35 protein-coding genes, 3 tRNA genes, 2 pseudogenes and 1 riboswitch are annotated in these 25,627 nt (G+C 46.1%); of the genes and pseudogenes, 18 read left to right on the top strand and 22 right to left on the bottom strand.

Annotation, left to right across the window (positions count from 1 at the left end; all coding sequences use genetic code 11):
- Positions 1-67 precede the first annotated feature (67 nt).
- Entirely contained in the window at positions 68-547 is a 480-nt protein-coding gene (locus RIF25_RS09565; protein ID WP_322878315.1) for a type IV pilin-like G/H family protein, read from the top strand.
- Positions 548-575: 28 nt separating this feature from the next.
- On the opposite strand, the gene RIF25_RS09560 is transcribed toward RIF25_RS09565, so the two are convergent.
- The gene (locus RIF25_RS09560) at positions 576-1,847 is read right to left on the bottom strand and encodes a chloride channel protein (protein WP_322878314.1); all 1,272 of its coding nucleotides are present in this window, start codon (positions 1,845-1,847) and stop codon (positions 576-578) included.
- Between the two features lie 137 nt (positions 1,848-1,984).
- A tRNA-Gly gene (locus RIF25_RS09555) sits at positions 1,985-2,056 on the bottom strand.
- 115 nt (positions 2,057-2,171) lie between these two features.
- Between RIF25_RS09555 and RIF25_RS09550 the strand changes: the two genes are divergently transcribed.
- The 4 genes and pseudogenes from RIF25_RS09550 to RIF25_RS09535 all read left to right on the top strand — a co-directional run.
- Positions 2,172-2,330 (top strand): hypothetical protein, encoded by a 159-nt coding sequence (locus RIF25_RS09550; protein WP_322878313.1) that lies wholly within the window; start codon positions 2,172-2,174, stop codon positions 2,328-2,330.
- 306 nt (positions 2,331-2,636) lie between these two features.
- Positions 2,637-2,738: pseudogene (locus RIF25_RS09545) on the top strand (transposase-like zinc-binding domain-containing protein); the annotation flags it as partial.
- A gap of 41 nt (positions 2,739-2,779) precedes the next feature.
- Positions 2,780-3,523, top strand: a complete 744-nt coding sequence (locus tag RIF25_RS09540) for an SIMPL domain-containing protein (RefSeq protein WP_322878312.1) — start codon at positions 2,780-2,782, stop codon at positions 3,521-3,523.
- 231 nt (positions 3,524-3,754) lie between these two features.
- Positions 3,755-3,877, top strand: a pseudogene (locus tag RIF25_RS09535) (IS1/IS1595 family N-terminal zinc-binding domain-containing protein); the annotation flags it as partial.
- Positions 3,878-4,219: 342 nt separating this feature from the next.
- Here RIF25_RS09535 and RIF25_RS09530 read toward each other — a convergent pair.
- A tRNA-Arg gene (locus RIF25_RS09530) sits at positions 4,220-4,292 on the bottom strand.
- Between the two features lie 144 nt (positions 4,293-4,436).
- Positions 4,437-4,589, top strand: a riboswitch (cobalamin riboswitch).
- A gap of 31 nt (positions 4,590-4,620) precedes the next feature.
- Between RIF25_RS09530 and RIF25_RS09525 the strand changes: the two genes are divergently transcribed.
- From RIF25_RS09525 to RIF25_RS09485, 9 genes are all read left to right on the top strand, one after another.
- Positions 4,621-5,403 carry an energy-coupling factor ABC transporter permease gene (locus tag RIF25_RS09525; RefSeq protein ID WP_322878311.1) on the top strand — a complete coding sequence of 261 codons (783 nt, stop codon included), beginning with the start codon at positions 4,621-4,623 and terminating at the stop codon, positions 5,401-5,403.
- Positions 5,404-5,454: 51 nt separating this feature from the next.
- Entirely contained in the window at positions 5,455-5,784 is a 330-nt protein-coding gene (locus tag RIF25_RS09520; RefSeq protein WP_322878310.1) for an energy-coupling factor ABC transporter substrate-binding protein, read from the top strand.
- Positions 5,785-5,913: 129 nt separating this feature from the next.
- Positions 5,914-6,942, top strand: a complete 1,029-nt coding sequence (gene cobW / locus RIF25_RS09515; RefSeq protein WP_322878309.1) for a cobalamin biosynthesis protein CobW — start codon at positions 5,914-5,916, stop codon at positions 6,940-6,942.
- 184 nt (positions 6,943-7,126) lie between these two features.
- On the top strand, positions 7,127-7,630 hold the full coding sequence (locus tag RIF25_RS09510; RefSeq protein WP_322878308.1) for an ASCH domain-containing protein: 504 nt from the start codon (positions 7,127-7,129) through the stop codon (positions 7,628-7,630).
- A 79-nt stretch (positions 7,631-7,709) separates the two neighbouring features.
- Entirely contained in the window at positions 7,710-8,891 is a 1,182-nt protein-coding gene (thiO, locus tag RIF25_RS09505) for a glycine oxidase ThiO (RefSeq protein ID WP_322878307.1), read from the top strand.
- Between the two features lie 337 nt (positions 8,892-9,228).
- Complete coding sequence (locus RIF25_RS09500) at positions 9,229-9,732, top strand: universal stress protein (RefSeq protein WP_015122939.1); 504 nt, start codon at positions 9,229-9,231, stop codon at positions 9,730-9,732.
- An 83-nt stretch (positions 9,733-9,815) separates the two neighbouring features.
- Positions 9,816-10,403, top strand: a complete 588-nt coding sequence (gene psbP, locus RIF25_RS09495; protein WP_322878306.1) for a photosystem II reaction center PsbP — start codon at positions 9,816-9,818, stop codon at positions 10,401-10,403.
- Between the two features lie 27 nt (positions 10,404-10,430).
- Positions 10,431-10,503: transfer RNA gene (locus tag RIF25_RS09490), tRNA-Ala, on the top strand.
- A 160-nt stretch (positions 10,504-10,663) separates the two neighbouring features.
- Positions 10,664-11,764 (top strand): site-specific integrase, encoded by a 1,101-nt coding sequence (locus RIF25_RS09485; RefSeq protein WP_322878305.1) that lies wholly within the window; start codon positions 10,664-10,666, stop codon positions 11,762-11,764.
- Positions 11,765-11,887: 123 nt separating this feature from the next.
- Here the strand turns inward: RIF25_RS09485 and RIF25_RS09480 are convergent, their stop codons facing one another.
- From RIF25_RS09480 to RIF25_RS09455, 6 genes are all read right to left on the bottom strand, one after another.
- On the bottom strand, positions 11,888-12,136 hold the full coding sequence (locus RIF25_RS09480; RefSeq protein ID WP_322878304.1) for a hypothetical protein: 249 nt from the start codon (positions 12,134-12,136) through the stop codon (positions 11,888-11,890).
- A 255-nt stretch (positions 12,137-12,391) separates the two neighbouring features.
- Entirely contained in the window at positions 12,392-12,652 is a 261-nt protein-coding gene (locus RIF25_RS09475; RefSeq protein ID WP_322878303.1) for a hypothetical protein, read from the bottom strand.
- A gap of 59 nt (positions 12,653-12,711) precedes the next feature.
- On the bottom strand, positions 12,712-13,083 hold the full coding sequence (locus RIF25_RS09470; RefSeq protein ID WP_322878302.1) for a hypothetical protein: 372 nt from the start codon (positions 13,081-13,083) through the stop codon (positions 12,712-12,714).
- A gap of 47 nt (positions 13,084-13,130) precedes the next feature.
- Positions 13,131-13,277: a hypothetical protein gene (locus tag RIF25_RS09465; protein WP_322878301.1), complete on the bottom strand. Its 147-nt coding sequence runs from the start codon at positions 13,275-13,277 to the stop codon at positions 13,131-13,133.
- Positions 13,278-13,327: 50 nt separating this feature from the next.
- The gene (locus RIF25_RS09460) at positions 13,328-13,678 is read right to left on the bottom strand and encodes a hypothetical protein (protein WP_322878300.1); all 351 of its coding nucleotides are present in this window, start codon (positions 13,676-13,678) and stop codon (positions 13,328-13,330) included.
- Positions 13,679-13,846: 168 nt separating this feature from the next.
- Positions 13,847-15,721 (bottom strand): VapE domain-containing protein, encoded by a 1,875-nt coding sequence (locus RIF25_RS09455; RefSeq protein ID WP_322878299.1) that lies wholly within the window; start codon positions 15,719-15,721, stop codon positions 13,847-13,849.
- Positions 15,722-15,992: 271 nt separating this feature from the next.
- Between RIF25_RS09455 and RIF25_RS09450 the strand changes: the two genes are divergently transcribed.
- From RIF25_RS09450 to RIF25_RS09440, 3 genes are all read left to right on the top strand, one after another.
- The gene (locus RIF25_RS09450; protein WP_322878298.1) at positions 15,993-16,325 is read left to right on the top strand and encodes a helix-turn-helix domain-containing protein; all 333 of its coding nucleotides are present in this window, start codon (positions 15,993-15,995) and stop codon (positions 16,323-16,325) included.
- A gap of 3 nt (positions 16,326-16,328) precedes the next feature.
- Positions 16,329-16,649: a hypothetical protein gene (locus tag RIF25_RS09445; RefSeq protein ID WP_322878297.1), complete on the top strand. Its 321-nt coding sequence runs from the start codon at positions 16,329-16,331 to the stop codon at positions 16,647-16,649.
- 152 nt (positions 16,650-16,801) lie between these two features.
- Positions 16,802-17,110, top strand: coding sequence for a hypothetical protein (locus tag RIF25_RS09440; protein ID WP_322878296.1), 309 nt, complete (start codon positions 16,802-16,804; stop codon positions 17,108-17,110).
- Here the strand turns inward: RIF25_RS09440 and RIF25_RS09435 are convergent.
- From RIF25_RS09435 to RIF25_RS09395, 9 genes are all read right to left on the bottom strand, one after another.
- Positions 17,097-17,321, bottom strand: a complete 225-nt coding sequence (locus tag RIF25_RS09435) for a hypothetical protein (RefSeq protein WP_322878295.1) — start codon at positions 17,319-17,321, stop codon at positions 17,097-17,099. The two genes, RIF25_RS09440 and RIF25_RS09435, sit on opposite strands and share 14 nt — an antisense overlap.
- A 70-nt stretch (positions 17,322-17,391) precedes the next feature.
- Positions 17,392-17,799: a D-Ala-D-Ala carboxypeptidase family metallohydrolase gene (locus RIF25_RS09430; protein ID WP_322878294.1), complete on the bottom strand. Its 408-nt coding sequence runs from the start codon at positions 17,797-17,799 to the stop codon at positions 17,392-17,394.
- An 11-nt stretch (positions 17,800-17,810) separates the two neighbouring features.
- On the bottom strand, positions 17,811-18,047 hold the full coding sequence (locus RIF25_RS09425) for a hypothetical protein (protein ID WP_322878293.1): 237 nt from the start codon (positions 18,045-18,047) through the stop codon (positions 17,811-17,813).
- Positions 18,017-18,364: a hypothetical protein gene (locus tag RIF25_RS09420; RefSeq protein ID WP_322878292.1), complete on the bottom strand. Its 348-nt coding sequence runs from the start codon at positions 18,362-18,364 to the stop codon at positions 18,017-18,019. Before RIF25_RS09420 ends, RIF25_RS09425 begins: the two co-directional genes overlap by 31 nt.
- Entirely contained in the window at positions 18,351-18,662 is a 312-nt protein-coding gene (locus tag RIF25_RS09415) for a hypothetical protein (RefSeq protein WP_322878291.1), read from the bottom strand. Before RIF25_RS09415 ends, RIF25_RS09420 begins: the two co-directional genes overlap by 14 nt.
- The gene (locus RIF25_RS09410; protein ID WP_322878290.1) at positions 18,659-19,084 is read right to left on the bottom strand and encodes a hypothetical protein; all 426 of its coding nucleotides are present in this window, start codon (positions 19,082-19,084) and stop codon (positions 18,659-18,661) included. Before RIF25_RS09410 ends, RIF25_RS09415 begins: the two co-directional genes overlap by 4 nt.
- Positions 19,084-19,482: a hypothetical protein gene (locus RIF25_RS09405; RefSeq protein ID WP_322878289.1), complete on the bottom strand. Its 399-nt coding sequence runs from the start codon at positions 19,480-19,482 to the stop codon at positions 19,084-19,086. Before RIF25_RS09405 ends, RIF25_RS09410 begins: the two co-directional genes overlap by 1 nt.
- Positions 19,483-19,486: 4 nt before the next feature.
- Positions 19,487-20,269: a hypothetical protein gene (locus RIF25_RS09400; RefSeq protein WP_322878288.1), complete on the bottom strand. Its 783-nt coding sequence runs from the start codon at positions 20,267-20,269 to the stop codon at positions 19,487-19,489.
- 68 nt (positions 20,270-20,337) lie between these two features.
- Positions 20,338-21,102 (bottom strand): hypothetical protein, encoded by a 765-nt coding sequence (locus tag RIF25_RS09395; RefSeq protein WP_322878287.1) that lies wholly within the window; start codon positions 21,100-21,102, stop codon positions 20,338-20,340.
- Between the two features lie 50 nt (positions 21,103-21,152).
- Between RIF25_RS09395 and RIF25_RS09390 the strand changes: the two genes are divergently transcribed.
- Positions 21,153-21,518, top strand: coding sequence for a hypothetical protein (locus RIF25_RS09390; RefSeq protein ID WP_322878286.1), 366 nt, complete (start codon positions 21,153-21,155; stop codon positions 21,516-21,518).
- On the opposite strand, the gene RIF25_RS09385 is transcribed toward RIF25_RS09390, so the two are convergent.
- From RIF25_RS09385 to RIF25_RS09370, 4 genes are all read right to left on the bottom strand, one after another.
- Positions 21,515-22,897 (bottom strand): hypothetical protein, encoded by a 1,383-nt coding sequence (locus RIF25_RS09385; RefSeq protein ID WP_322878285.1) that lies wholly within the window; start codon positions 22,895-22,897, stop codon positions 21,515-21,517. The genes RIF25_RS09390 and RIF25_RS09385 overlap by 4 nt on opposite strands.
- A 648-nt stretch (positions 22,898-23,545) precedes the next feature.
- On the bottom strand, positions 23,546-24,007 hold the full coding sequence (locus RIF25_RS09380; protein ID WP_322878284.1) for a hypothetical protein: 462 nt from the start codon (positions 24,005-24,007) through the stop codon (positions 23,546-23,548).
- Positions 24,004-24,978 (bottom strand): hypothetical protein, encoded by a 975-nt coding sequence (locus RIF25_RS09375; protein ID WP_322878283.1) that lies wholly within the window; start codon positions 24,976-24,978, stop codon positions 24,004-24,006. The genes RIF25_RS09380 and RIF25_RS09375 overlap by 4 nt, the downstream gene beginning before the upstream one ends.
- Positions 24,979-25,293: a hypothetical protein gene (locus tag RIF25_RS09370; protein ID WP_322878282.1), complete on the bottom strand. Its 315-nt coding sequence runs from the start codon at positions 25,291-25,293 to the stop codon at positions 24,979-24,981.
- Positions 25,294-25,627 lie beyond the last annotated feature (334 nt).

The raw sequence follows: 25,627 nt of genomic DNA, 5'->3' as shown, positions 1-25,627 counted from the left end.
CTAAGGCAACAGTGTAATTTTATGACAACGATGGGGAACTATAAAGGCATCATCGGGGGACTTGATCATGAAATCTTCACATCTACAGCCTAAAGCTATTCTATGGTGTGGTTACCTAAACTCGAACACGGGCTTTACCCTAATTGAACTTCTAACTGTTGTGATTATTATCGGAATTTTGGCAGCTATTGCTCTTCCATCTATGCTATCCATGTCTAATCGAGCCAAAGAAAGTCAAGCCCAGAGTAATATTGGAGCCGTTAATCGCGCTCAACAAACCTACCGCTTAAACAATCCAACTTTTGCCCAAACTATCAATGAACTCGAAATTAATGTTCCTAATGAGACCCCACAGTATCTCTTTGCAATAACAGAGAATACATCTATTTTGGGAGAATATAAAGTTACTCCTAAAGAGGCTGGCCTGTCAGCATTTACGGGCTGCGCTAATGCCAATACAACGGCTATTCTTGCAACGACCACGGCCACAGTCCTAAAGGTCTCCCCTCCCAGTAGTGGCAGCGCAGTTCCTGGCGAGTGTCCTTAGGGAATTAGGGAAACGCAAGTCATTGCACTCAATGTAAATCTTGACGACACTGTTGAGTTGGAACAATGGAAAACTCCTGAGTCAGAATGAAACTAGTGAGAGTTGCAGTCGTAATCAGGGGGGTAATACTGGTGTGGGAAATGGTACTCAGAATCATGATCATACTCATGGGAGCATTTACGATTGATACTCCAATCGCCGCCATCATGCAAACTAGGGCTACGGACAGAGGAATTCCCGGTATTAGTTGATGTACCCCCATACCCACGCAGGCCCCGACAAAAAACACCGGAAAGACAACTCCACCCTTAAACCCAGACTGTAGGGATAAGCTTAAGGCGAGCATCTTCATGATTGCAATTAAAAACAAAAGCCAAGCACTATAGCGCATCCCCGTATCAAGAATTTCTTGGATTTGGGCCTCACCATAGAACAGGGTAATCGGAAAAGCCATCGCAATCAGACCAAAGGCTAATCCCCCTAAGGTAATGAGCAGTAAAGGACGATTCCGTAAGGGAGTTACCAAGCGTTGAATTATAAAATCAATTCCCAGAAATAATAGCCCTACTCCAGCCCCAATAATGCCCAAAAGTATGGCTGAGCCAATGTCAATCGGACGCAACTGTTCATAGGGTGGAAAGTCATAAATACCGCCAAAAGTCACCCCTGTGGCACAACGAAAGACCGCAAAACCCATGAAAGCGGACATTAAGGTAGGAATAATGGCCTCACAAAACTCCAGGCCCCGCCGATGGGGAATTTCTAAAACAAAGAGGGCGGCCCCCAATGGTGCAGAGAAAAAGACCCCCATGCCCGCACCCATGCCACAGAAGGTGAGAATCCGGGCATCTCGAGTGGATAACTTGAGGCGGTCAGCGATCCAACTCCCCACACCCCCGTTAATATCAATTAGAGGACTTTCTGGCCCAGCACTACTCCCCACAGTTAGGGAGAGCCAAGAGGCCAAAGCTGTGCCTGGGAGTTTTGTGTAATCTAACTTGCCTTTTTCGTGAAGTTCCTGAACTGCCCCCGCTAGTCCTCCTGCTGCCCCCATATATTTGACAACCAGGCCCACCAATAAGCCGCCAATTCCGGCAATGATCCAGACGCGATAGCGCAACTGATCCCAGGTTGGTAGAATTGCCCGCCCAGGTAATTCATTCCATAATAGGGAAAAACCTAATTTCATAGCTAAATAGAATAAAGTAGCGAGGAGTCCACCAAGCAGACCCACGCCAGCCGCATAGAGCAATAATTTGGGGTAAGGTAAGACTTTCTCTTCCTTGAGCAGATCCGTCATAGGAATAATTGCCAACTTTTCTTTTAGAAATAGCAGACTTTCCCATGCAGGTACAGATCGGCTGTCAGTTGCCAAGCTAACCGCGAGATTATTAATCCGCTGGGAGAGTAAGAATAACAATTATGTTCTTTAATCAAAGCGGGTAACGCGATTCGAACGCGCGACATCAACCTTGGCAAGGTTGCGCTCTACCACTGAGCTATACCCGCATAAACTATTTATTAGGCATTGTTTATCATTTCAAACTATAGCCCCTTTTGTCAAGCATCAGGAGAGAATGACTGGAGGGTCAATGGTTCAATCCTGGATTGGTAATAATTTTCTATGAAAGCGGTTGTTTGTCAGCAATATGGTTCCCCGGATGTTATGCAAGTGGAGGATGTTCAAAAGCCATTATCAGGTTCCAAGGACATTTTAGTTAAGGTATCTGTGGCCAGTGCGACTGCGGCTGATTGTATGGTGCGTCAAGGCATACCAATCTAGGCGTTGCACAATCACGGGATGGTGGAACCGAATATTGGAATCCTGCCAAACTTGAGGTAGTGAAGTAAAAGTCTGATATAGTAAACAGTAATGATTCGTAAGAATAGCCCAGGATTATCTATCCCTGCAAAATTTTGGTTTTATCCTAGGCTCAACGAGGGGGGATTCTTTACCAAGGCTTCTGATGATCAGTCATTCTCACAAATGAAGACCGACTGCTATAGATGCTTTTAGTAGTGGGTAGAACCCTAAAGGTAATGATAGACTTGGAAAAATCAAAGCTGAAGTCACTTGCACCCTTAATCTATGCCTGAATGCCCAAGCTGCCAATCTCACCATACCGTCAAGAACGATCATATCCACAACGGCAAACAGCGTTTCCTGTGTAAACAGTGTGGTCGGCAATATGGCACATTGAAGCTAATTCCTTTAAGAACTCTGCATCATCTATGAAACAAACTGCTTCCCAGGCTCTTTCCCCCAGATTTCGGCCCCAGAACTTACTGGTTATTCCGATTATGGCTGCCTTCATTGGTTTAATAACTCCGGTGGCTTTTGCCCAAGAGATGATCCGTACTCTGACTGTGACAGGCCGTGGCAAAGAGGCTGTAACTCCCACCCAGGCCCAGGTGACATTAGGGGTTGAAATTCAGGCTAAAACCGCCACCGATGCCCAGGCCGAAGTTGCCCGCCGGATGAATAGTGTTGTCAATGTTTTGAAAGCCAATAATGTTAGTAAGCTCCAAACCACTGGGATTAATCTTTCCCCCAACTACGACTACAGCAACAATCAACGGATTTTAAGGGGATATACGGCTCGGAATACTGTCAGCTTTACCACTAGCACTGAATCCACTGGCACGATTTTAGATGCAGCCATCAAAGCTGGGGCCACCACGATTGAAAATGTCAGCCTGATCCTAGCCGATAGCCAGTTTTCTGCGGCCCAAAAAGTTGCTCTCCAACGGGCTACCCTCGATGCCCAGGCCCAGGCCAGTGTTGTTTTGAATACCCTTGGTCTCAAGCCCCAGCAAATTATTGGCATTCAAATTAACAATGCTACTCCCCCAATGCCCCCCCCTAACCCAATGATGATGCGTGTTGCGACCACGGCTGATGCGGCCCCACCAACCCCAGTCATTGCCGGAGAACAACAGGTGGAAGCCACGGTGACTTTACAAATTCAGTACTAAGGCACAGTAATTCCGGGCAATATGGCATTAGATGCAGTTCTTGCACGATCCCGATAATTCCTTACCTATGCTCAAGTTTTGTGGTGATTTTTGTTGTCCTTTGGTTATCCACTTGCCCCGTTCCCCTCTACCCGGAACTTTATTATTTATCTGCTTGGTCTTGGGGCAAATTTAGTAGTGCCATTTTGTAAAGGTCAGATAAAAAAAGTCCAGTAGTTCTTTAACAGTTCCATGTCTAACATCCCTCGCTTCCTGCAATGCCCGACCTGCGGCTCAGACGACATCATGAAAAATGGGACGACCCGTCGTGGAAAGCAGAATTATAAATGCCGTGATTGTGGTCGCCAGTTTGTCGAGAATCCCCAGTGGAAACCTCGTGCCCCGGCCATCTCAGCCATGCTTAATCGCTTTCTCTTAGAGAAAATCCCGTTGGCGGGTATTGCCTGCGTGCTCCAATGATCCGAGTTGTGGCTCTAGAAATACGTCAACGAATATGTCGCCTGAATCGCTAAACTTCCCCCCTGGCCTGGACGCTTAACTCTACACCGGCCGCTCATTCACCGCTCGTATTTGGCTCGTTTTTTGGCTCATTTGCCATCATTTAGCATCATCTCCTATCAGTTTATAACAGCTAATAACACTATGAAGGCCGACAAAGATAGGGTTGCAAGCATTGAAGTAACGGTATATCAAGAACGTACCCGGTTGGGATCGAACCAACGACCGATCGCTTAGAAGGCGAGTGCTCTATCCGCTGAGCTACGGGTACACAAGGGGCAGGCAAAAATTGCCGCTCAAGTCCAGGCCAATGACTGGCTGGATTACTTCAATCCTATCAGGTCACTAAGGTGGGGATTTACTGGAGGACGCGAGTTGCCGAGGAACAATCAATTACTCAGGAAATCCGGCCAGATGATATGGTGGTGAAATCGGTTTTGGTGGGGAGCAGCCATCAAACGCAAGGGGGAAAGTGTAGTGCCCAATCTACCGCTGTCCCGCAACTGTGATGAGAATGTCTAACCTAAGTTCTCTCAGTCAGAATGCCCGCCGATATGATGAACACCAATAAAAGTTACGTCTGCGAGGTACAGGCAAACATGAATATTTCCCGCTGGTTAAGTCTGGGGATGATAGCTGGGTTAAGTTTTTATCTGGTTATCGCCTCTCCCGCTCCCGCCTATGCCATGCACATTATGGAAGGCTTCTTACCCCTGAAGTGGGCGGTCTTTTGGTGGATTGTTTTTCTGCCTTGTTTTTGGCTTGGCTTCCGCTCTCTAAACCGCATTGTCAAGGAACAGCCGGAATTAAAGCTGCTTTTGGCGTTGGCTGGGGCTTTTACGTTTGTCTTGTCCGCTCTCAAACTTCCTTCAGTCACCGGCAGTTGTTCTCATCCGACTGGGACAGGCCTGGGGACGATTTTGTTTGGCCCTTGGGTGATGAGTGTTTTGGGTGCACTGGTCTTACTGTTCCAGGCCCTGCTTTTAGCCCACGGTGGTTTGACAACTCTAGGAGCCAATGCGGTTTCGATGGCTGTGGTTGGCCCATTGGTTGCCTATGGAGTCTATTGGCTGGTTCTCAAAACAACCCACAAGCAGAAAGTGGCGATTTTCTTAGCCGCCGCCCTAGCAGATCTGGCAACCTATGGGGTCACATCCTTGCAACTAGCCTTAGCATTTCCGGCCCCAGTGGGTGGGGTTTTAGCCTCATTTCTGAAGTTTGGGGGGATTTTTATGATTACCCAAATTCCTTTGGCCCTAAGTGAGGGATTGTTGACGGTCTTAGTTTGGAACTGGCTCGAGGCCTATTCTCCTGATGAGTTACGGATGTTAAATCTACTCAATCTCGGTTCAATTTCTCCTGTCACTACTAAAGACGCATGATCACGAGAATTCAGAACCCTTTTATACAATCATCAATGAAAGGTAAGAACGGTGAAAAATCAACCATCTTGGACTAATTGGATCTTGGTTTTGGGTGTCATTTCCCTGGCCATAGTCCCGCTAGTGGTGGCTAAGGGAGCAGAATTTTCTGGTGCAGATGGCCAGGCTGAGGCAGCAATTAATGAGATTCATCCTGACTACGAAACCTGGTTTAATCCCATTTTTGAGCCAGCTAGTGGTGAGATAGAGTCCCTTTTGTTTGCCACTCAAGCCGGGATTGGGGCCGGAATTATTGGCTATGTCATCGGTTGGTATCGTGGCCGCAAGGAAACCGGAACGGATGCTACTCCATCCCCTGTGAAAAATAAAAATCCGCATTAACCTTATCAAGGGCAAAATCTTAAACCACAGCGTTAGGTAGGCTATTCAGACCGATCAAAACCATAGAAATCTGGTCAGCCCAACGCTTTCAACCGCTCGTTATTTAATTTTCCATGGGGCACCCGCGATATGGCTAGTAAAATTCCTGTCACCATCATCACTGGCTTTTTAGGCAGTGGTAAAACAACCCTAATTCGTCATCTTCTCCAAAACAATCAAGGGCGGCGGATTGCAGTCTTAGTGAATGAATTTGGGGAAATTGGCATTGATGGGGATTTGTTGCGCTCCTGCACCCCTGAAACCTGTGAAGACAGCAAAATTTGGGAGTTAACCAATGGCTGCTTGTGTTGCACGGTTCAGGAAGAATTTTTACCAACCATGCTACAACTCCTAAAACGACGGGATCAACTCGATCATATTTTGATTGAAACCTCTGGCCTGGCTCTCCCCAAACCCCTGGTAACAGCCTTTCGCTGGCCAGACATTCGGCAGGGGGCAACGGTGGATGGTGTGGTCACGGTTGTGGATTGTGCGGCGGTGGCGGCCGGTCAATTTGCCCCAGATTTAGCCGCAATTGAGGCTCAACGCCAGGCCGATGAGAGCTTGGATCATGACACTCCCCTCGGAGAACTGTTTGAAGATCAATTGGCCTGCTCGGATTTGGTGATTCTCAATAAAACCGATCAAGTGGATGCTGCCACCCAGGCCCAGGTCATTACCAAACTCCAGCAGGAACTCTCCCCTCGCGTTAAAATCTTTGCTACCCACCAGGCCCAGGCCGATTTGAATTTAGTTTTGGGGTTTCAGGCCGCCGTGGAAGACGATTTAGACGCTCGCCCCAGTCATCATGATTTGGAAGAAGACCATGATCACGATGATGAGATTAATTCCGCCTATATAATTCAGGATCAGGAATTTCAGCCGGAAGTCCTGCGCCAACGTCTGGACGCTCTGGTGAAAACCGAAGAAATTTATCGGATCAAGGGATTTGTGGCTGTTCCTGAAAAACCAATGCGCCTGGTGATGCAGGGAGTGGGCCAACGCCTCAATTATTTCTATGATCGACTCTGGCAACCTGAAGAACCCCGCCAAACCCGTCTAGTTTTCATTGGCCGGAACTTGGATTCGCAGCGATTGGTGGCAGGTTTATTGAGCTAAATTATCCAACAGTTGTGTGTACTTGCGAGAGATAAAGATACGGCAATCCGTCTTCATTTGTGAGACTGTTTGATCATCACTGCCCTTGGTCAGGAGTAGCTCTTTTTTAGGCCTGGGGTTAAGTCAAAATTAATCGGCCACGAATAATGTTGAGCTAATCTCACGAATCATTACTGTTTGCTATATGCTGTTTTTTACTGGCTTGTATATGTTGGATGAGTTCTGTAGAGCGAAATCTGTAGCTCAGTTTTGGCAAGCTTACCTAGAGTCAAATCCGACTGTTTTATCTACCCGTGATCATGCTGAGGCAGTACAGTTTGGTGATTATCCTGATTTAGCCAATGAATTAGGGCAGTTAGTTCTTAGAGGGGACAAAACCGCAACCTGCTCGGCTTTGTGGGAATGGGAAGCAGCTACAGAGGAAATTCCTAAAGTTGGTCTCAAGCGCATTGTGATAGATGGAGTCAATAACCCTTTGTGCGTAATTGAAACCACCGAAGTCAAGCTTTGTCCATTTAATCAGGTTGATGCACAATTTGCAGCGGATGAGGGTGAAGGGGATCAGACTCTGGCTACTTGGCGGCGGGAACACTGGGCCTATTTTTCTCGAGTTTTACCAGAAATTGGCCAACAGCCCACTCCAGAAATGCTTTTGGTGTGTGAGCGTTTTAGAGTGATTTTTCCATAATTCTCCGCATATTTCACCCAACTCAACTGGAGTACTGATACCCCGAGAGTATGGTAAAAAGAGGATCTAACTGCTGACGATGGGTATGACTCTCTCGCCCCTAGAGCGCAATACAATCGATGTCCTCATTGTTGGCGGTGGGACGATGGGCCTGGCTATTGGGATAGAACTGGCTCTCCAAGGGGCTAAACCGACAATCCTCACCCGCAATTTTGAAGAAGCGGCTCTCCATGCGGCGGCCGGAATGTTAGCTCCCCAGGCCGAACAACTGTCCCCCGGCCCAATGTTGGACTTATGTTTAGCCAGTCGCGCGCTTTATCCCGATTGGATTAGTAAATTAGAGCAACTGACGGGCCTGGATGCCGGCTATTGGCCCTGTGGGATTTTGGCACCGGTGTATGAGGGGGAAGAGAGTAGTGAGAAAAGAGCACGGGGGAGAGAGAATCAGGAACAGCGCAATGGGGAACAGATTTCCTCGCAGCTAGAGAACTCATGCCGGATGCCGGATGCCTTCCTTCTCGCCCACTGGTTAACTGGAGAAGAACTCACGGCTCGCCAGTCGGGATTAGCCCCAAAAGTTAGGGGGGCCTGGTGGTATCCCCAAGATGGCCAGGTGGATAATCAAGCTTTAGCTAAGGTGCTATTGATGGCGGCAACGGAACTGAGGATTCCGATCAAAACCCACATTACAGTTGATCAATTCTTAACTACCAATCATCAAGTGACGGGGGTAGCGACTACGGCTGGAATTTGGCAAGCGGATCACTATGTTTTGGCCAGCGGGGCCTGGAGCCAGAGTTTATTGCCGATTCCGGTCATTTCACGCAAAGGACAGATGCTGGCACTCAAACTTGAACCCGGCCAGGCCCCACCCCTAAATCAGGTGATCTTTGCCCCAGATGTCTATTTGGTTCCTCGTCAGTCCGAGCGGATTGTGATTGGGGCCACCAGTGAAGCTGTGGATTTCAGGCCTGGTAACACCCCCCAAGGGATTCGCCAACTCCTGAGTGCAACTACGGCTCTCTGCCCAGGCCTGGCTGATTTAACCATTGAAAAGCTCTGGTGGGGATTCCGCCCGTTAACGCCCGATGAATGGCCAATTTTAGGTCAAGGGGCCTGGGACAATCTTTGGTTAGCTACCGGACATTATCGCAACGGTATCTTGCTTGCCCCCATTACTGCCCACCACATCAGTGAGTCTATTCTCAAGGGGCAATCAGTTCCTCCCCTAACTCCCTTCAGCTACCAACGCTTTTCATAGTTTCTGATAAAAATTAGTCTGAAGGACTATGACCGCTCCCAGCCGGACAAGAATTAGTTCGGAAAAGTTTGATGACCACTGACCTCACGATTTCTATCGCTCTAGAACAGCTTGGATAGCGCGATGTAATCAGATTTAAACTGGTTGTAAGTTGTTAACCTGTTCATAAACCACTGAAGCTCCTCAACTCACCTTATTAATTCTCAATTTTGTAAACAGTCTTTGCGAAACCTATCAAATCTGATAACGATATGAAGTAAGTTGTGCCTTTGCCACCAGATAATTAAAGTAGAACTGGGATAGTTGCTGTTGTGATTTGCGAGGATTGATAGTCATCATGTTTAAAAAAATTGTCGTGGCTGTAGATGGAACCGATTTAGGGGATCTGGCCTTTCAAGAAGCCCTTGCCATGGCCCAGGCCAATCAAAGTAACTTAATGCTTGTCCATGTCATGTCCCCGATGAATGAAGCCTATCCAGATCCAATTTTTGCTGCACCGGGAGCTACTGGGGTTTATGTGGGGCTCCATGAAGAAGTGATGAAGGTTTATACGGAACAGTGGGAAGCCTTTGAGCAACGGGGCCTGGATTTACTAAAAAATCTCACAGAGATGGCCACTGCGGCGGGTGTACCAACGGAATTTACCCAGGCCCTTGGAGATCCGGGTAAGGCGATTTGTAACTTGGCCTTCGAGTGGGACGCTGACTTAATTGTGTTGGGGCGACGGGGCCTAAAAGGATTGAGTGAATTATTTTTGGGTAGCGTGAGTAACTACGTCCTGCACCATGCCCATTGTTCCGTTTTGACGATTCAAGGTGCAAAAGCCAAAGCTGCTGAATGAGGGACAACCCAGAATCAGCCCATATCAAGATTACGGAAGTGGACAACTTATCTCTGGCTAGAAACCCTGATCCTCAATGTTTTATGCTCAGTTTATCCCTCATGGTCAGCTTTATGGTGCAACGGATTGTTTTGGTTTTCATTTTGGTCGTAGCCCTAATGCTGGGTGGCTGTGGTGCCAATGCCGCTACGGGCCTCCAGGCCTATGTGGATAGTATTGATGGCTATGAGTTTCTCTATCCCACGGGTTGGGTGCAAGTGGAAGTTTCTGGAAACGCTGATGTTGTGTTCCATGACATCATTCAAACCTCTGAAAATGTTAGTGTCGTAGTCAGCCAAACCAGTAGCAATAAGACCTTGACGGATTTGGGTAGCCCGGAAGAAGTGGGGCAACGCCTGCTCCGAAATGTAATTGCTCCTCAGGAATCTGGACGCAATGCGGAATTATTATCAGCCGCCGCTGCGGAAATTGGCCCCAAAACCTATTACTCTTTGGAATACCTGGTTCAAATCCCGACTGTTAATGGTGAATTCCAAGAGCGTCATAATCTCTCAACCATCGCGGTTAGTCGGGGCAAGGTGTTTACCCTCAGTGTGTCTGCCCCAGAAGGTCGCTGGCCAAAAGTAGAAAATCGCTATCAGCAAATTGCTCAGTCTTTCTCAGTGTATTAGAATATTGATCCTGCACATCAGGGGCCTGGGGAGTTAGCTCAGTTGGTAGAGCGTTGCGATCGCACCGCAAAGGCCAGGGATTCGAGTTCCCTACTCTCCATATTTACGCTATAAAAGTAATGAGTTCTCTGTTTTGGGAAAATCGTTAAAAGCTCAGTAAAATCAATGCTTATAGACTTTGTAAATAACTGTGAATCATTACAGATATATACAAATAGCTTCAGATAGAACAGAAAAAGTAAGCAAACTTTAAGCAAGGTATGGATGGACGTATAAACCAGGCCAACGGCCGTCTTAAATCCTCCAAGGTTGGGGTCAGCATCCAGGCCATAGGGAACCGTCTTTATTTGCAGGCCACGCTACCGAGTAAATCAGGGGATAGGCCAGCGCACCAGCAACGGATAGCGTTAGGGGTCATGGCAAATCCGGCCGGGGTGAGTTTTGCTGAGAAAGAAGCTCGTAAGGTTGGGGTCATGCTGGCAGAAAATAGCTTTACTTGGGAGAAATACCAGAAACAAACCCGATCAGAGTTAATTTCAGACTGGATCACACGGTTTGAGACTCACTACTTCACCACCAGAGAGCGCACTGACAAAACAGAAACCACATGGAAAGGCGACTATCTGAAAATCTTGAAGCTATTGCCTGGAGATCAGCCTCTCAGTGTGGATGTGTTGCGCTCGGTGATTGATGCCACGCCAATCAACTCCAAAACCCGAAAGCGGGCCTGTATGGTGATCGGGGCCTTGTCCAAGTTTGCTGAGTTGCCTCTGGACGTTCAAGGCTTGGCCGGTAATTATTCCACTAAAAGAACATCCCCCAGAGAGATTCCAGAGGATGCTTTGATTGCTGAGTGTTGGGGCAAGTTCACAAATCCGGCCTGGCAGTGGGTTTATGGGATGCTGGCAACTTACGGATTGCGGCCCCATGAAGTCTTTAGGTTGAACTATGACGCTATATCTAGTGGGGCCATGGTGATTGAAGTTCAAGAAAACACTAAAACTGGATTTAGGCGGGTGTGGCCGTGCTATCCAGAGTGGTTTGAGCAGTTCGGGCTGTCTCAGGTGATTTTGCCCCAGGTCAATGTGAATCGTGCCAATCTTGAAGTCGGCCGGGCTGCAAGCCGCTATCTCACCAATCATTTGCCGTTTAAGCCCTACGATTTGCGCCATGCCTGGGCCATTAGAACCCTGGCTTTTGGGCTTGACATTACCCTGGCTGCACAACAGATGGGCCATTCTGTGCAAACCCACTCTGAGACTTACCACCATTGGATTAGCCAGGATGTTCATCAGCGGGCTTTTGAGTCTCTGATGTTGAGGCCTGATCGTCCTCTACCTCCCATTCTTCACTTTGAATGAAACCGTAGCCACTACAATCAGGACAGTGAAAAGCCTGTAAGGATTCTCCCCCAAAATAACTGCTTAAGTTTCTATAAACTACTCCCGTTCCATTACAAGTTACGCAATGCATGATCGTTTCTCCTAATCTAAAAGTTCCATCTGCATAATGCCGTTGCTCAGCTGCTTCTCAATCCACTGATCCACCTGTTTCTCCAAGTTTTTAGACTCAGCCAAAGCCCCCCTAGATCGAGTGCGGAAATAGCGTTTTTGCAATTCACGCATTTTGTAAACAGTGGTTATAAACTTTTCAATTTCTTGAATCAAATCTTCTTCCATCATCGTTTCTCCAGTGGTGTGTTTAGTGCTTTCAAACAGTTGTTGATGTGCCATTGATAGGTTGGCCGTCTTGCGTTTCGGTAAGAAATGACTCGATAGTGCTTTCCTAGTTGAAACAATCCATCTTGTCTGAGTCTGAGAAGTCTGTGCCTAGGTAGGTCTAGGGCTTTGACAGCTTCTCCAGTTGATAACCAAGTTTTTGCCATAAATGCTCCTAAAAAAAAGAGGGGATGCTAGGAGCAACACCCCCTGCAAAAGGGACTTAACCATGCACAACTAGCCTTTTAACGGCGTGCTAAGGCCTCAAAATTAAAAAGGTAATCTGTCGCCGTCTTCGTCAATAATGTCGGGATCAATTACATCCTCATCCTTGCTATCAATTCCGGGAAAATAAGACAACATTTCTTCAATCGCCTCTATCAGATAGCAAAGAAGAGTTCTGAGTATTTTAATCTCGTTTCTGTCCAAAGTATCCAAGGTTAAATAAACCTGAATACCTGCACTCATCTTGATAAAATTCATAAAAATTTCAGAAAACTCATCTGATCCTCTAAAGTCAGTCTTAGGCATAGTTAAACCTCCAAAATTACAAAAAAAACAGGCCCCCTAGTGAGAGGCCTGAGCGTGGTTCAATCCAAATTTGATTGTTCGATTTCCTGACAGATGGCTTCTAGTCGCTCTCTGTTGGTGTCGGTGGGGTTGACGAGGAAGGAAAGGATCGCCATATCTCGTCTAGCCGAGCGTTTGATTCTTTCAGTTTCTTGTTCTCGTATTTCAGCCTCGCGATATCTTCCTCGATTTGCAAAGTACCACTTAATGCCGAAATCCACCATTGCCACCAAGAGGGTCGCCAGAAAGGCCCAGAAACTCCATTGTCTGAGGGTGAGGGGTGGGAATTGTGGGGGGAAGTCTGTTGCGTCATAAAACCTCAATGCCGCTGTAGCAGCGATTAGGACAGTAAGCAGGGTGGGGGGAATGAGTGACAGTAGGTTTGCTTTCATTGTGCCATTCCAAAGGGAAAAGGCCCCGAAGGCAGGGCCGATAAATTCTAGAGATATTTGCCAGGGGATTGCTTTAATATCTCGATTTTCATTTCCTCAAGATTCGAGTTCCAGAGGTCGAGTTCAGGGCATTGATAAACCCGATCTGTCCAGTGACCTTTGGCAAGGATTAAGTAGCCATTAACGATATACATGGTTAGCTCCTAGAAAAAAATGCGGCCCCGAAGGCGAGGCCGGTGAACAATTAGCGAGATGCCGTCAGTAGGTTACGAACGGTCTGTTGATCCAGGCAGGCCTGTTCGGGCAGTTGGGCCAGGTGACGCAGTACCACAGGGGCATTAGGCAAGCGGGCCTGGTTTTCTAGTACCCACTGCTCCAGGTCGGCCACGGTGGCTATCTCCCGGTTATTCCGGTAGGGGTTACGGGCCTGGCCTGGGGACTCGGGTGGCCTGGCCTGGGCCATTTGCTCCTGGGCAATCATCCACCCAAAGCCGACACCGAGTACGGTGCAAAGGGCCCCTATTGCTGCGGCTCCATCACTGGAATTACCGGGCATAGAGGGCATTAACCCGCCTGGGAAAGGGGATTGATTCATATAAGCTCCTAGTTGTCATGGTTCGGACGATCAACTTTGCAAAGTAAAGCCAATCATGCAATTAAGGTACATCAAGTGAGTTAACACTGTCAAGTCAGTAAAGCAAGTGCCAGGCTAACTTATCGAAATTAAAAATTTAGTTTGGTTTTTAGGTCGGATCAGGTCGGATCACTTGCGCCACACCCTTAGTGCTTTATCCCCGACTCGCATCCTTCCAAGTGAATAGCCACACCCCTTAAGAATCCCTGAGACCCTCATCTCATCAACCCTTGATCGTTTTTCAAGGTCTAAGTGGATCGCGTTATCGAGTACCTCAGCCACAGTCACCCAGTTCCGATTTTCGGCATAGGCCAAGATGGCATCTTCCCAAGGATCCCGGATCAGATATTCCTGACTCTCAGCTTTAGATTCTTCCTTGTCTGCATGACTTAGTTCTGATGTCTCACCCAGGCGATAGGCGGCCACGGCGGCGCACCAAATTAGGTCTCTTTCGGCCGTTAACAGGTCGGTTGCGACCCGCCGGTGACACGGGACAATCAAAAATCGCCGGTTGCCGGTGGTGTCGGCCAAAAACTCATCTTGGTTAGTCGAACCGACAATCACGCTGGCCCGGTTGAACCGCTGCACAGTTCGGCCGTAGGGGGGACGGATTAAGTCGCTGGTACTGGTAAGAAAACTCTTAACGCTGGCCAAGTCTTTTCGCCTAAAGACGGATTCCAACTCGGCCCACTCCACAAACCAAACTTTATGAAGTTTCAGCCTTTCGTCTTTATCTGAAAGGTTCCCCAGGCTGTCATCAAACCATTGCGGACTTGCTAACCGTTTGAAAAACTCAGATTTTCCGATGCCTTGGGGCCCCTGGAGAATCAAGGCTGTGTCATGTTTGCAACCTGGACTATAGGCGCGAGCCACGGCCCCGATCAGCGTTTTCCGTAGATAGTTGTTGTGCAGTTGTTTCTCGGCCCCTAAGAAGCGGGTGGCCAGGTCATTCAGGTAGTCGGGGCTAACGTCCTGGTGATACTCGGCCCAAACCTTATCCAAGTAGTTAACGACCGGGGAATAGGCGTTATCCATGCCGATAGAACCCAGGATTTTAAACACTTGGTTATCGGGGATTTGTAGATCCCACTGAAGGGCCATTTGGATTTGCAACTCGTCCAGGTCGAAGGGCTTACCGTCTAGCTCTAACTCGGTGGTGAGTTGATTCAGGCGTAACCGTTCCCCTAAGTGTTCTTTGGCCTGGAGATACCGTTGGGCCAGGTTGCAGCGATTGGTAAACTTGGCCTCTAGTTTTTCCTGGATGGGTTCACGCCATAGCTCAAACTCTATCGCCCCATCCATTAAGGCCTTGAGTTGATCTTTCCGTTCAGTCTCTGGAAAGCTGGCCAGGTAATCGTCTATCCCTTTGAGCTTGCCCTCTGGCAACACCATCACCTTGACCACAGCACCAGCCACGCCGATCAACCGGCCCAAGCGATCCAGGGCTTGCTGCACGGTATCCTTGGCTAACAGGTCATTATCGAAGCACAGGTAAACGCACCGGCCAACCTGACAAAAGGGTTTGAGCATGGGGTTTAAGGCCCCTTTCTTTTGTCCATTCCACACCCCAGGCAAACTGATCGCCGCCGTTCCCTGAGACATGATCGCACCGGCTTTCTTGGACCCCTCAGTGATCACGATGGGTTGCCAGAGCCTAGACTTTAGGACGTGCTGCCAGTAGCCATCATGCAGATCAAGAAATAGCGGGGAAGTCTCGTAACCCTTGGCTGATAGGTATTTGCGAGCTTTCCCGTCATGAGTGACCAAGGGCGTATCGGGTTTGTACTGGGCCCCAAGTAGCCACTGTTCCCCGGTCAAAGGGTCAACTCCAGCCACAGCCCAACCTGGGACAAGTTGATCTGAGTGTTTCCAACGCCGATCCGTGTTGTTGTTCAGAAGCTGATCCACCTCCAAGGGGTCGGTGATGCTCCAAACATTGCGGTCTATGATCTCCTCACAAACCGCTGAGTCTAGCCATTCCTGGCGGTGATTAGGGTTTAACATTTTGAAGAAATATATTCGGTGAGCAACTTGGAAATCAGTTCAGCCACAGAGATTTTTTCCTTAATCGCTTGGATTTTTGCCTGAATGATCAGGTCAGGATTTAGGTACAGAGTGAGTCTTTCGCTTATTTTCGTGCTTTGCATACTTGTCGTCGTAAAGTTCTCTTGAATAATTACACTTGCCCTACCACCTTGTCAATGTCAAGTTCTTAAAGTATGTGTAGTGTGTAAAGTAGTGATATGTGTAAAGTTCACCTAGCACCTTTGTGTAAATGGAATATAAAGCTAGAGAAAAGTTGGCGGTACTCATCAAGCAAGCTCGAGGGACTAGAAGTTACAGAGCTTATGGGCGAGCCTTGGGTGTTTCAGGCACAACAATTCAGGGATGGGAGACCATGCAATATGTTCCAGAGCGGGAGAACTTAGTTAAAATTGCTGCTGATGCCGGATACACTTTGGATGAATTGATTAAACAACTTGAAGGTGCAATGCCTGAACCAAGTGAAGAACCAAAGCAACAGGCTTTGAAATATCTCAGGCAGTTACCTAGGGATGAGTTATTAGAAGTTGTTTATGAAGGGACAAAGATTTTAGCAGGGGTTTAATAAATGGAACTTGATTCTCATGAGTTTCTTTTTGAGAGTAGTAGCACTTTTTTTAATAAAGGTCAGCTATACAGCTTTAGCGAGATTAAAAAAAGTATCTTAAGTAGGTCTGACGCTAAACTTCTTTTTGGTGATGGGTTCTTTTGTCGCATTCTTGCTCCTGATGGAACTTGGAGAAAAGGGAATCTTAAAATAAGCTATCAAGTTGAGTTTCAAGAAAATAATCACCCTTCAACTACTCCTCCAGATACTGATAGATATTACGAAGCTCCTCCGCAATATGACGACAACTGGCCCCCTCGCGATAATTTAGGTGACTACTGATGAGACTAACAATTACGACAGTAGCAGTCGTTTTAGGACTTGTTTCTATCTATGTTTGGGGTGGCAACGCTCTCAGAAATTTAGGTGGGGCTTCAGTTATTGTCTTGTGGTACTTTGCTGTTCTTCAACCTCCGAAAAAATCAGGACTTTAGATGCTATTTGCTCAAATTGCGAATGTGGGTTTTGCTGCTGGTGTCTTTTTAGCCCTACTTGATGTTGTGCTTGCGTTCCTTTTCTTTGCAGTAAGTCTGAAGTTGCAAAAAAAGACAAAATCTTTGCAATCAAAAAACATTTGCATTATTCAAGCGATAGCTAGTTTAATAGGTTTTCTCTTGATTGCTTTCTATATGTTTTTTTTCGGATGGCTGCTTGTTGATGTTCTCTTCTTTGCAGTTCTAATAATGCACTTTATCCTAATAGTTATTCTTGTGAAAGATTGGTTAATCGCTAAGAGCCTTTAGACAACTCAGCGATCACCTCCTCCCACAATTCACCCAGGCACTTCTCAAACCGCCGCCGCATGACTCCCACCAGCACTAGGTCTAACTGTTCCGGGGGGATAGATTGCTTTTTTTCTTGGGCAAGGTTGAGAACGAGATACCGGGCCGTGCCAAGCATCTTTGCTAAGCGGGGATGTACCTTAATCTCTTGCCAGTTCTGTAATTCAGCCATTTTTTCACCTCCCTAGTGTTCAAAGTGATCCGACCTGATCCGACCTAAAAAGCAAAGTAAATTTTTATTTTTAGTACCGCCAGCGGGCCCGACCAGGTCGGAGATCGACATGAGTAAACCCTCGGCCCGAACTTTGCCCGTAGCCCAATGCATAAACCCAAATCCGGTCTAGCCAGGCCTCAAATTCCCGGCCGTTCCGGCCAATGGGGTAAATGTCAGCAGCCAGGCCAGTTAGATGCTGGGAATTGCTCACACCCCCCACAGCCCGGTTAATTGCCGGGGGCCGATACCACGAAGTCACCCCAATCGGGCCACCCCAGGCCTCGCGCACCAGGTCTAACTCTCTGGCCAATCGGATCACATTGTCTCGGTGGGGGCCAACTGGCGGAATCCGGGCCGGTTGATTATTGGTGACTTCCCCAACCGTAAAATATTTGCTAACCCGTGAATTAGGATTGTTCCAATCAATTACAGACATAAATAAACTCCTTAATTTTGGTTAGGAATTTCTTGCACAGGCTGGGGTTGAATGGGCTGAGTTCCGGTCAAAACTGATTTAACCAAAGCAATCCTTGAAACATCCAGCCCCAACAAAGCAGCCACCAAAATAAACAGAATCGTGTGTTGGCGGGAATCCTGCTTCTGTAACTGAGAAATATCGGACTTAATTGAATCAATCGAACGCTCTAGCCGGTCTAAAGTTCGTTCAGTTTCATGACTTTCCACTGCTCACCATCCTTAATGAGTTGAGAATTTCGGAATAAATTAACCGCTGTTGGCACAGTCTTATAAACCTTCTCATCAATTTGAATCGGCTCAGGACACACTTCAACCGAACACAAATTAAACGGAATGGTGTGATAACTATGATTGCCATCTTGAAAACTGAAATAACCAAAATGCCTTAATCCCTTGGGTTGCGCTTGCCAATGCTGTAAAACAAACTGGCCGGACAACTCAAACACTGCAATAATGGGGCCAAAATTGAGCTTTAAGCCATAATTGGTGAAGTGAATCAAGTCTTGAAATTCAATGGCTGACATAGACTTTTAGTCGATACTCCGCAAAGATTGCAAACACGGCATACCAGGGACTATTGGCTAACTGAGGGGGAATCAGAAAAATTTCCTTAGTATCTACAAAGTCACCACCGGGAACACGCCACCGATAAGTGACAAACTCAATTTCATGCTCTACGACAAAGCCCAAGGGAAACTCTAAACCCTCATCAGGTTCTAAATCCGGCGTAATAAAGAGTAGATAATCACCTCCGGTAAAGAGTTCAGTTTTATCTGACTTATCCAAACTGGTGAGGTCATCAAATAAAAGAGTGAGACTCATAAGAACGCTGTCAACTTAGCCAAGGTTTTGTGTTCCTCCCCGTGGTAAACTCCACTCTCCACATTGGAAACACCTAAAATTTGCCGGACATGGGCCTTATGAAATGGGTCAGTCGGGCGATAGGGAACAATAGCTCTAAACTCACTGATTCCCCCTTTATTAAAGGGATTCTCCAAACAACAAAGCACGTACCGACAAACAAAATTAGAATTTTTCGTTAGCTCCAAGGCTAATTTCAGAGGGGCATCAATCGAAGGGTCTCCTGTTTCTGTGGGGATTGTCCGAGCCAAGGCCAGGGAGGTGATTGGGGTTTGGATTTGCTCGTTTAACTGCTCTTTATAGATTCGGTTACGCCCTACAACTTGCTTATTAAAATCCAAGTCATAGAGCATGACAAAATCCTTATAGCGTTTAACAGCCATCAGCGACTATGCAACTCCGTAAAAAAGGCCCCGATCACTTCCCCTTTAATAGCGGTAAACAGAACAGAGGAATTGATACTGACATCCTGAAAAAACTGAGTAAATCGGCTATCGTTGCCTCTCCAAGGAACTGGGATTCTTAACTCCATGCCTTCTGCAAGGGTTAACTGAGCTTCCCTGAGTTGGCCATAAGGAGGCTGACACACCCCTCTTAACCCTAAAGAACTCATTTTTTCTGGAGTTAAACACCAATTTCTCCACACTTGGGGAAGCAATGCAGTTTCAAAATCGTAGGAGCTAGACTGTGAAACCCCATCAATTACTAAATACACTTCGATTTCAACTTGCCCATAAACAAAGCCAAAATCAGAAAAATATTTAGTAATATACTTGCCCATTACATCACCCAGTCGGAACTAAATCAGTGCCAGCGTCTCCGACTAAGTTTTGCAAGTTCTTGATTGACTCACCTTTATAGCCAATGCAAAGACCCTGGGAACCCAAATCTTTGATGCAAGGCATCACCTTAGAAATTGAAGCAATAGGAGCCTTTCGGACAATCAGCGGATCAGTTAGTTCACCAGCTTTCTTGGCTCGATTAGCTTTTAAGACAGCGTAGCGGGGGGCAAATCCGGGAATTGGAATTGTACAGCCATCTTTTCCTCCAGCGTTTTCTAGGCAAGCCAACGCCTTATCTGAAATTGCTTTAGGTTCAAGCTCAATAGCGAACTTATAACGAATTTTACCCATTATTTCGCTAGTGTAGTCAAAACTACCCGTATCCTTTTCTGATTTCACTCCAGTTGGCAAAGTGTAGGCTTCTGTTTTCTGCGTATAGCCAGCTAAGGAGGGCGGGACAATCCCCCATTCTTCCCCATCTAAATCAATACAGATGACATTTTGGTCTGTTTTGAGGCTTCTAACGCACAGTACGATTTTAGCCGCTCGATCAATGGGGTATCGGATTTTTTCACCGGACTTATAGGTAACAATTAAAGCCCGCATTTTTAACAGATTCGCAGGGGAACAGACAGAATCAGGCAACTCAATGTCGGAGCATTTACCCGCTTGATCTTCTTTGCCCTCTTTAATTTTGAATCGAACTTTTGGATATTTAAGTGCACCGTTATTGTCACTTAGATCTGACCAGTATTCTTTGATTTGACGGCTAATAATTGGAGCCATGATAGATATTCCTTTTGTTGCAAGTTTGACAATCAAAGGGCAAAGACTCGCTTCACCCCAAAGAGGATTTAGGCAGTGACAGAGCGGACATCAAACTCTTGAGTGGCCTGATCCAGGAGCAACTGAATAGTGACGGAAAAAGTCCGGGTAATCAGAGACCGTTTTGGCACATCAGCCAACAGCACTCCAGAAACCGGATTAGTGGCTTGAATCCAACTGGCAGGAAAACTGGTTCCAGTCGCAGATCCAATCGAACGGCTAACAATGGCACTGGCCACCGAAGCAGTCCGCGCACTGGCTTGATCGGTTAGATAGAGCATCAAAGCTGAGAACCAACTCCGAGAATCAGCACCGGCGTTAATGGCAGCCTGATCCGGGGAACCATAGGGGGTGAGTTCTGAAGTCGGAATCAAAATTCCCGCCCCACTGACAGAGCCTGATGCTGCAATTTTGGCCGCACTCGGAAAAACACTGGTAATCGGCAAACCACCGAGACCGGCATTGCTTCCAGAACCAGGCACAGGCACGGGGCCAACGGTATTAGCTGCATGATTGACCAGGTAGTTAACCGTAGCATTGAAGGATTGGTTGACAACATCTAAAGCCGCACCGCTAGGAGTTGTTTTGCTCACCGCAAATCCTAGAACTGGAGAGCTTAAGGCAGCAATGTAGGTATAGACCTTCGTGAGAATTGATAGAATTGCTTTGGATTCCTTAGCAGGCGCACTTGCATCAAGTTCTTCTGCGGTAATGCCAGGAAGGGCTGCAAGGGGGATAAAAACTCCGGCTTCTGTGGCTGTTCCGGCATCGTCAAAATATTCCAGATTCAACATTGGGGTTTCTTGAATAGGGTCACTCTGAAATTAGCTTAAATCCTTGCTTAGTGGGGCTTTTAGCCACTAAAACTAAATTGCCAGAACTAACTATCCGCTACTATATGGCACAAAAAACAAGCAAATGTATAAAAAAGACAGGTAGGGCTTATAAATCAACGCCTAACAGTTATCGCTCTAATTTTCCTTGTGGCTGTAAACACCCTAAAGTCTATGAAGAATTAACCCCAAAAATTCCGATTACAGAACCGCTTAATTATGGATTTAAGCCCTTAAAAAAGTGGTGTGAACAAAACTACTATTCCGTCTATCAAGCAAGAAGATTGATGCGAAAGGGCCACCTTTGGGTGTTGCAAGACAAAAGCCGCTATTACGTTAAGGAGAATCCGTTTAATCCAATTCCTGAACAGTGTTAACAGGGTTTATCTGGTGGTGGGGGACAATAGCACCGTTTTTCTAGCACGTTGCCTTGGTTGTCCAAAATTGCGACTACTGCCCGAACGGCCCGAGTGAATCGCTGTTGGGGGTTCCGCCTGGGGCTTCCTTCTTTCGTGATCCGGTAGGGACGAGTGACGGGACTTTTTGACAAGGCTTGCAAGTCCGCTAACACTCGCCGGGCTTCATCTTCGTCTTTGAAATAACCACCTGTATAGATTCCTGACTGGTCAAAATAGACCCGACCAACTATCTGGCCCCGTTCCCAGGTTAGGCTTTCAAAGTGAGTACACCAGTCAAGATCGTCTATGGGGTTAGGGATATGAATTTGTGTATGCCAACCAGTCGTGTTTTGGTATTCCGTGCCAAAGCGGATCATCAGTTGACTTTCGACATTTAGCTCTTGATAGATGTCGCTGGGAAGCAACACCTCACAATCAGCCCCATCATCCTCTTGACAGGCCTCCAGGGCCTTGGCCGCTGTGTCTGCAAATTTCTGTCTGACTTCGACTGGAACCGCACCGACTAAGGTTTGAATCGGTTGTAAAACTTGCCGGGGTTCCTCCCCTTCCTCACACTCCACTACCTCTAGGGTCACGGTTTCTGTGGGGGGTTGAACTTCGACTTGAACCTCAATAATTTTTTCAGTTTCTATCAGGGGAACTTTAATTTCTAAGGTTTGAATCAGCAACACCAATAAATCGAGTTTTCCAGCCAGTTCAATATCAAGTTCTGGACTGATTTCAATTTGAGGATTAAAGTCAATTTGAGGACTAAATTCTATCTGGGGGTTAATATTGAAATTATTGATTATGTTGAATATCGCCTCCAGCTTGGCATTGATTTCAGCATTAAACTCTGGACTAATTTCAATTTGAGGATTAAAGTCAATGGTTGGATTGAAATCTATATTAAATTGCGGATTAACTTCTAATTTTGCGTTAATTTGAGTTAATATTCCACCAATGGCAAATAGTTGGGCATTCAACTCTGCTTTTAAGGTTAAGTTTGCATCCAAGATTAAATCTAATTTTCCATTTAGGGCCGCTATGAGTCCCGCTATCACATTTAACTGGCCTGACAAGTTGAGATTTAGTTCCCCAATCTTAAATTCGAGTTGTGGGGATAGCTCCAGGGCTGGGGGGCATACCGTGATTGAACCACTACCAGGGGGCAAGATTGTGATTGGATCGGCGGTGTACCACCAAGGCGGGTTATCGTACCAATCCGGGGGTTGTGGTTCTTCCGGCTCCGGTAATTCGATTGGATCGTCTAAATCTGTCAGAGGCCTGACTGTTTGATAGGGTTCAAATCGTGGCAATTCAAAACTTGGTAATTCTGGGGGTTCTACGGTCGGCAATGGGGGCAGATTGATAGTGGTATTGTTATTAACTGTGTTGTAGTAGTAATTATTGATTGTATTTATGTTAGTTATATTGCCGCAATTATCTAAAGCTCCGTCTAAAGCAGTTGTGCTGATTGAGTTTACAGTAAAATTTTGTTGGAAGGGACTCGTAGCACTCCCAGCTAAAAGAAACTCTTTGTCTTGTCCACTAAAGTCTTTAGCAAAAACTATTAAAGCTGTAGTTCCTGGCCTTTTAACCCAGGCCACGTCTTTAATAGGCCCGTAAACGTTTGCGTTATTTACCGAAAAGTTTTGAACCTCCCAATAAGGTTCGCCGACAACGGGAACTATCCTAGTCCTGATTGTGGAATTAATCGTAACTTCGTAACGAACCCCTGCGCACTGACCACCAGTAAAGTTAGTAGCAGGATTAGGTGGTAAAGGTTGTCGAGGTTCGTAATTAGTTAGGGTGTCACCCAGGTCGACCGCCCACCGTGGCATCCCAGGCCCAGGCAAGCGACCGGCATCCCTATCCTCTTTCCAACGGCGAGCGTTAGCGTTTAATAAAGTGTTAGTTACTGCCCCGGCGACAGCCCCAATCGCCACGGCCTGACCTACTGCTAAAACGGGTGCTAATGCTATCGGCACAGTTGTTAATTCCTTTTAATTAAGTTTTTGAATTATCGTATCTTGATTATTTTCGATTTCCTCACCGGCTGCGCCGTAAATTGTGAGTGATTCGTTGCTCAATAAATAGCCGTAAGACTTATCAATTAGCTTTACCCCTATCTCACAATCAGGCCCTAAAGTAGGGTTTCTTTGGCCAAACAAGAAAGGTAAAAGGTCAATCGTGTAAGGTACTACCGCCGGTCTTAAGTCTAAGGTGTTTATCTCTAATACAGGTGAACTACTAAAAGGTTTAAGAGTTAGTGCAACAGACCGGCCTGAGTAGGATTGGATTACGGGAGCGTTAGGCAAATTTACAGTAATAAATAGATAATTTATGAGAGCGGCTACTCTATCAGTGGATGCTGTGCCAGGAATTAACCCAGGTTTATAGAACACTGATAAATCACCTTGATTTGTATCTGTTAAGGTTAACCCAAAGCTTCGTATTGTATTCATAATTGGAATCCAAATAACCTAATCTCTCTAATTGATTGCCGTGAACCATCTCCAGTATCGTGGTTACCCGTGAAATTGATAGAAAGATTGCTAACAGGTGAATCTAAGGCACTGATATTAGTTAAATCAAAACTTTGCTCATTAGAAGTCCTATTTAAAGAAACTGTAGAAACCAGGTTATCAATCCCATTAGGAGAATTGAAAATCTGTAATCCTGTAGGTTGGTTAAAATTGCCGTTGAATTGCCCAGTGTTAACTATGATTCTATTCGCATACACTAAATTAGTGAAATTAATTCTTAATCTAAATCCTGTGCCACCGTCTTTAATTAATCCTGAGGTGGTGTTTCCGTCAGTCAAAATAGTAATTGGATTGCCGTTTAAATTGTAGGACTCTAAAGTGGTTAAGTTAATCGTTAATTGATTAAAGCTTGAGGGCCTAGAGAGAAATTGATTATTAATATCTGAAGGAATCCAACCGTTAGCACTATCACAAAAAATTAGCTCCATTAACTTAGCTTTGCTAAAAGCGACTATATTATTTGATAAACCTAAAGTTAATGAGCCATTTCTATTAAAAGTTACTAGTTTATCACCTAATAACAAGAATCTAACGGTGTCACCTGTAGCAGGATTAGCAGGTAAGGTAGCAATTATTTGATTAGTTTTGTTATCAATAAAATAATTCGCATTGGCTACAGCGTTAAAATTGCTATTTCTAATTTGCCAGCTAGTAGGTGTAGCTTGAACAATATTAACTAATCCATCTATATTTTCGGCTGGAATTAATGTGTTTTGAATAAATGCGACTAATCCAGTTACGCTCTCAGCAGAAATTGGCCCAGAGTTACTAAAATTTAATTCACTCCAATTTACTCGCCTGGGCTTGTTTTGCGAGTTATAAAACGTGAGATAGTCACCCTCCCCAGGTTGGGCTGTGGGGATCCCTTGAGGATTAAGTAAATAAATCATTTAGAAATCATCAGGATCGGGTTCAGTTGGGCCGGTGTAGGGGGCGTAAAGGTCAATCAGGTATCTGTAGAGAGTTTTTGTGACTCCCCCTCGCTGCGCGACTGAAGGCGGCTGAATCCTAACGGCTAGTTCCGAGTCTGCACTGTTGTCTTGTCCTAGTGACCACCGTTTGAGTATCGCTACGGCTATCCCTTCGGCTGAGTTGTTCGCGGTTGCTGTCAGGCCTGGTAACTGATCTTTTTGGATTGTGATTGAAGTCTCGGTTTGGGTTGCTCCAGTTCCGAATAACTGAGTTAGTGAGGGGTTGACTGCCACTGTGCCACTTCCTAAATTGTCACAGGTCAATTATGAACGTTAGACAAGTAATTGTCTAGAGAAATTGACTATAAATTCTCGGTTTATGCATTGAAAAAGAACAGGATCAATTAGGGATTTTAAGCAAGGTTTAAGCAAGGATTTAGATAAAGACTCTGGAAGTATTGATATTATTGGGTTTTGAGTTGGCCGGAAACGGATTCGAGTTCCCTACTCTCCATAAGTAAAATCGAGAAGGCTCTGAAACATTCTCTAACTGTTTCCGATGATTTTCCAACACGCTTATAGTAAACAGTAATGATTCGTGAAAATAGCCCAGAATTATCTATCCCTA

It is taken from the genome of Pseudocalidococcus azoricus BACA0444, from assembly GCF_031729055.1.
In the GTDB taxonomy this organism is placed as follows: Bacteria; Cyanobacteriota; Cyanobacteriia; order Thermosynechococcales; family Thermosynechococcaceae; genus Pseudocalidococcus; species Pseudocalidococcus azoricus.
This window is presented reverse-complemented; position numbering and strand designations above follow the sequence as displayed.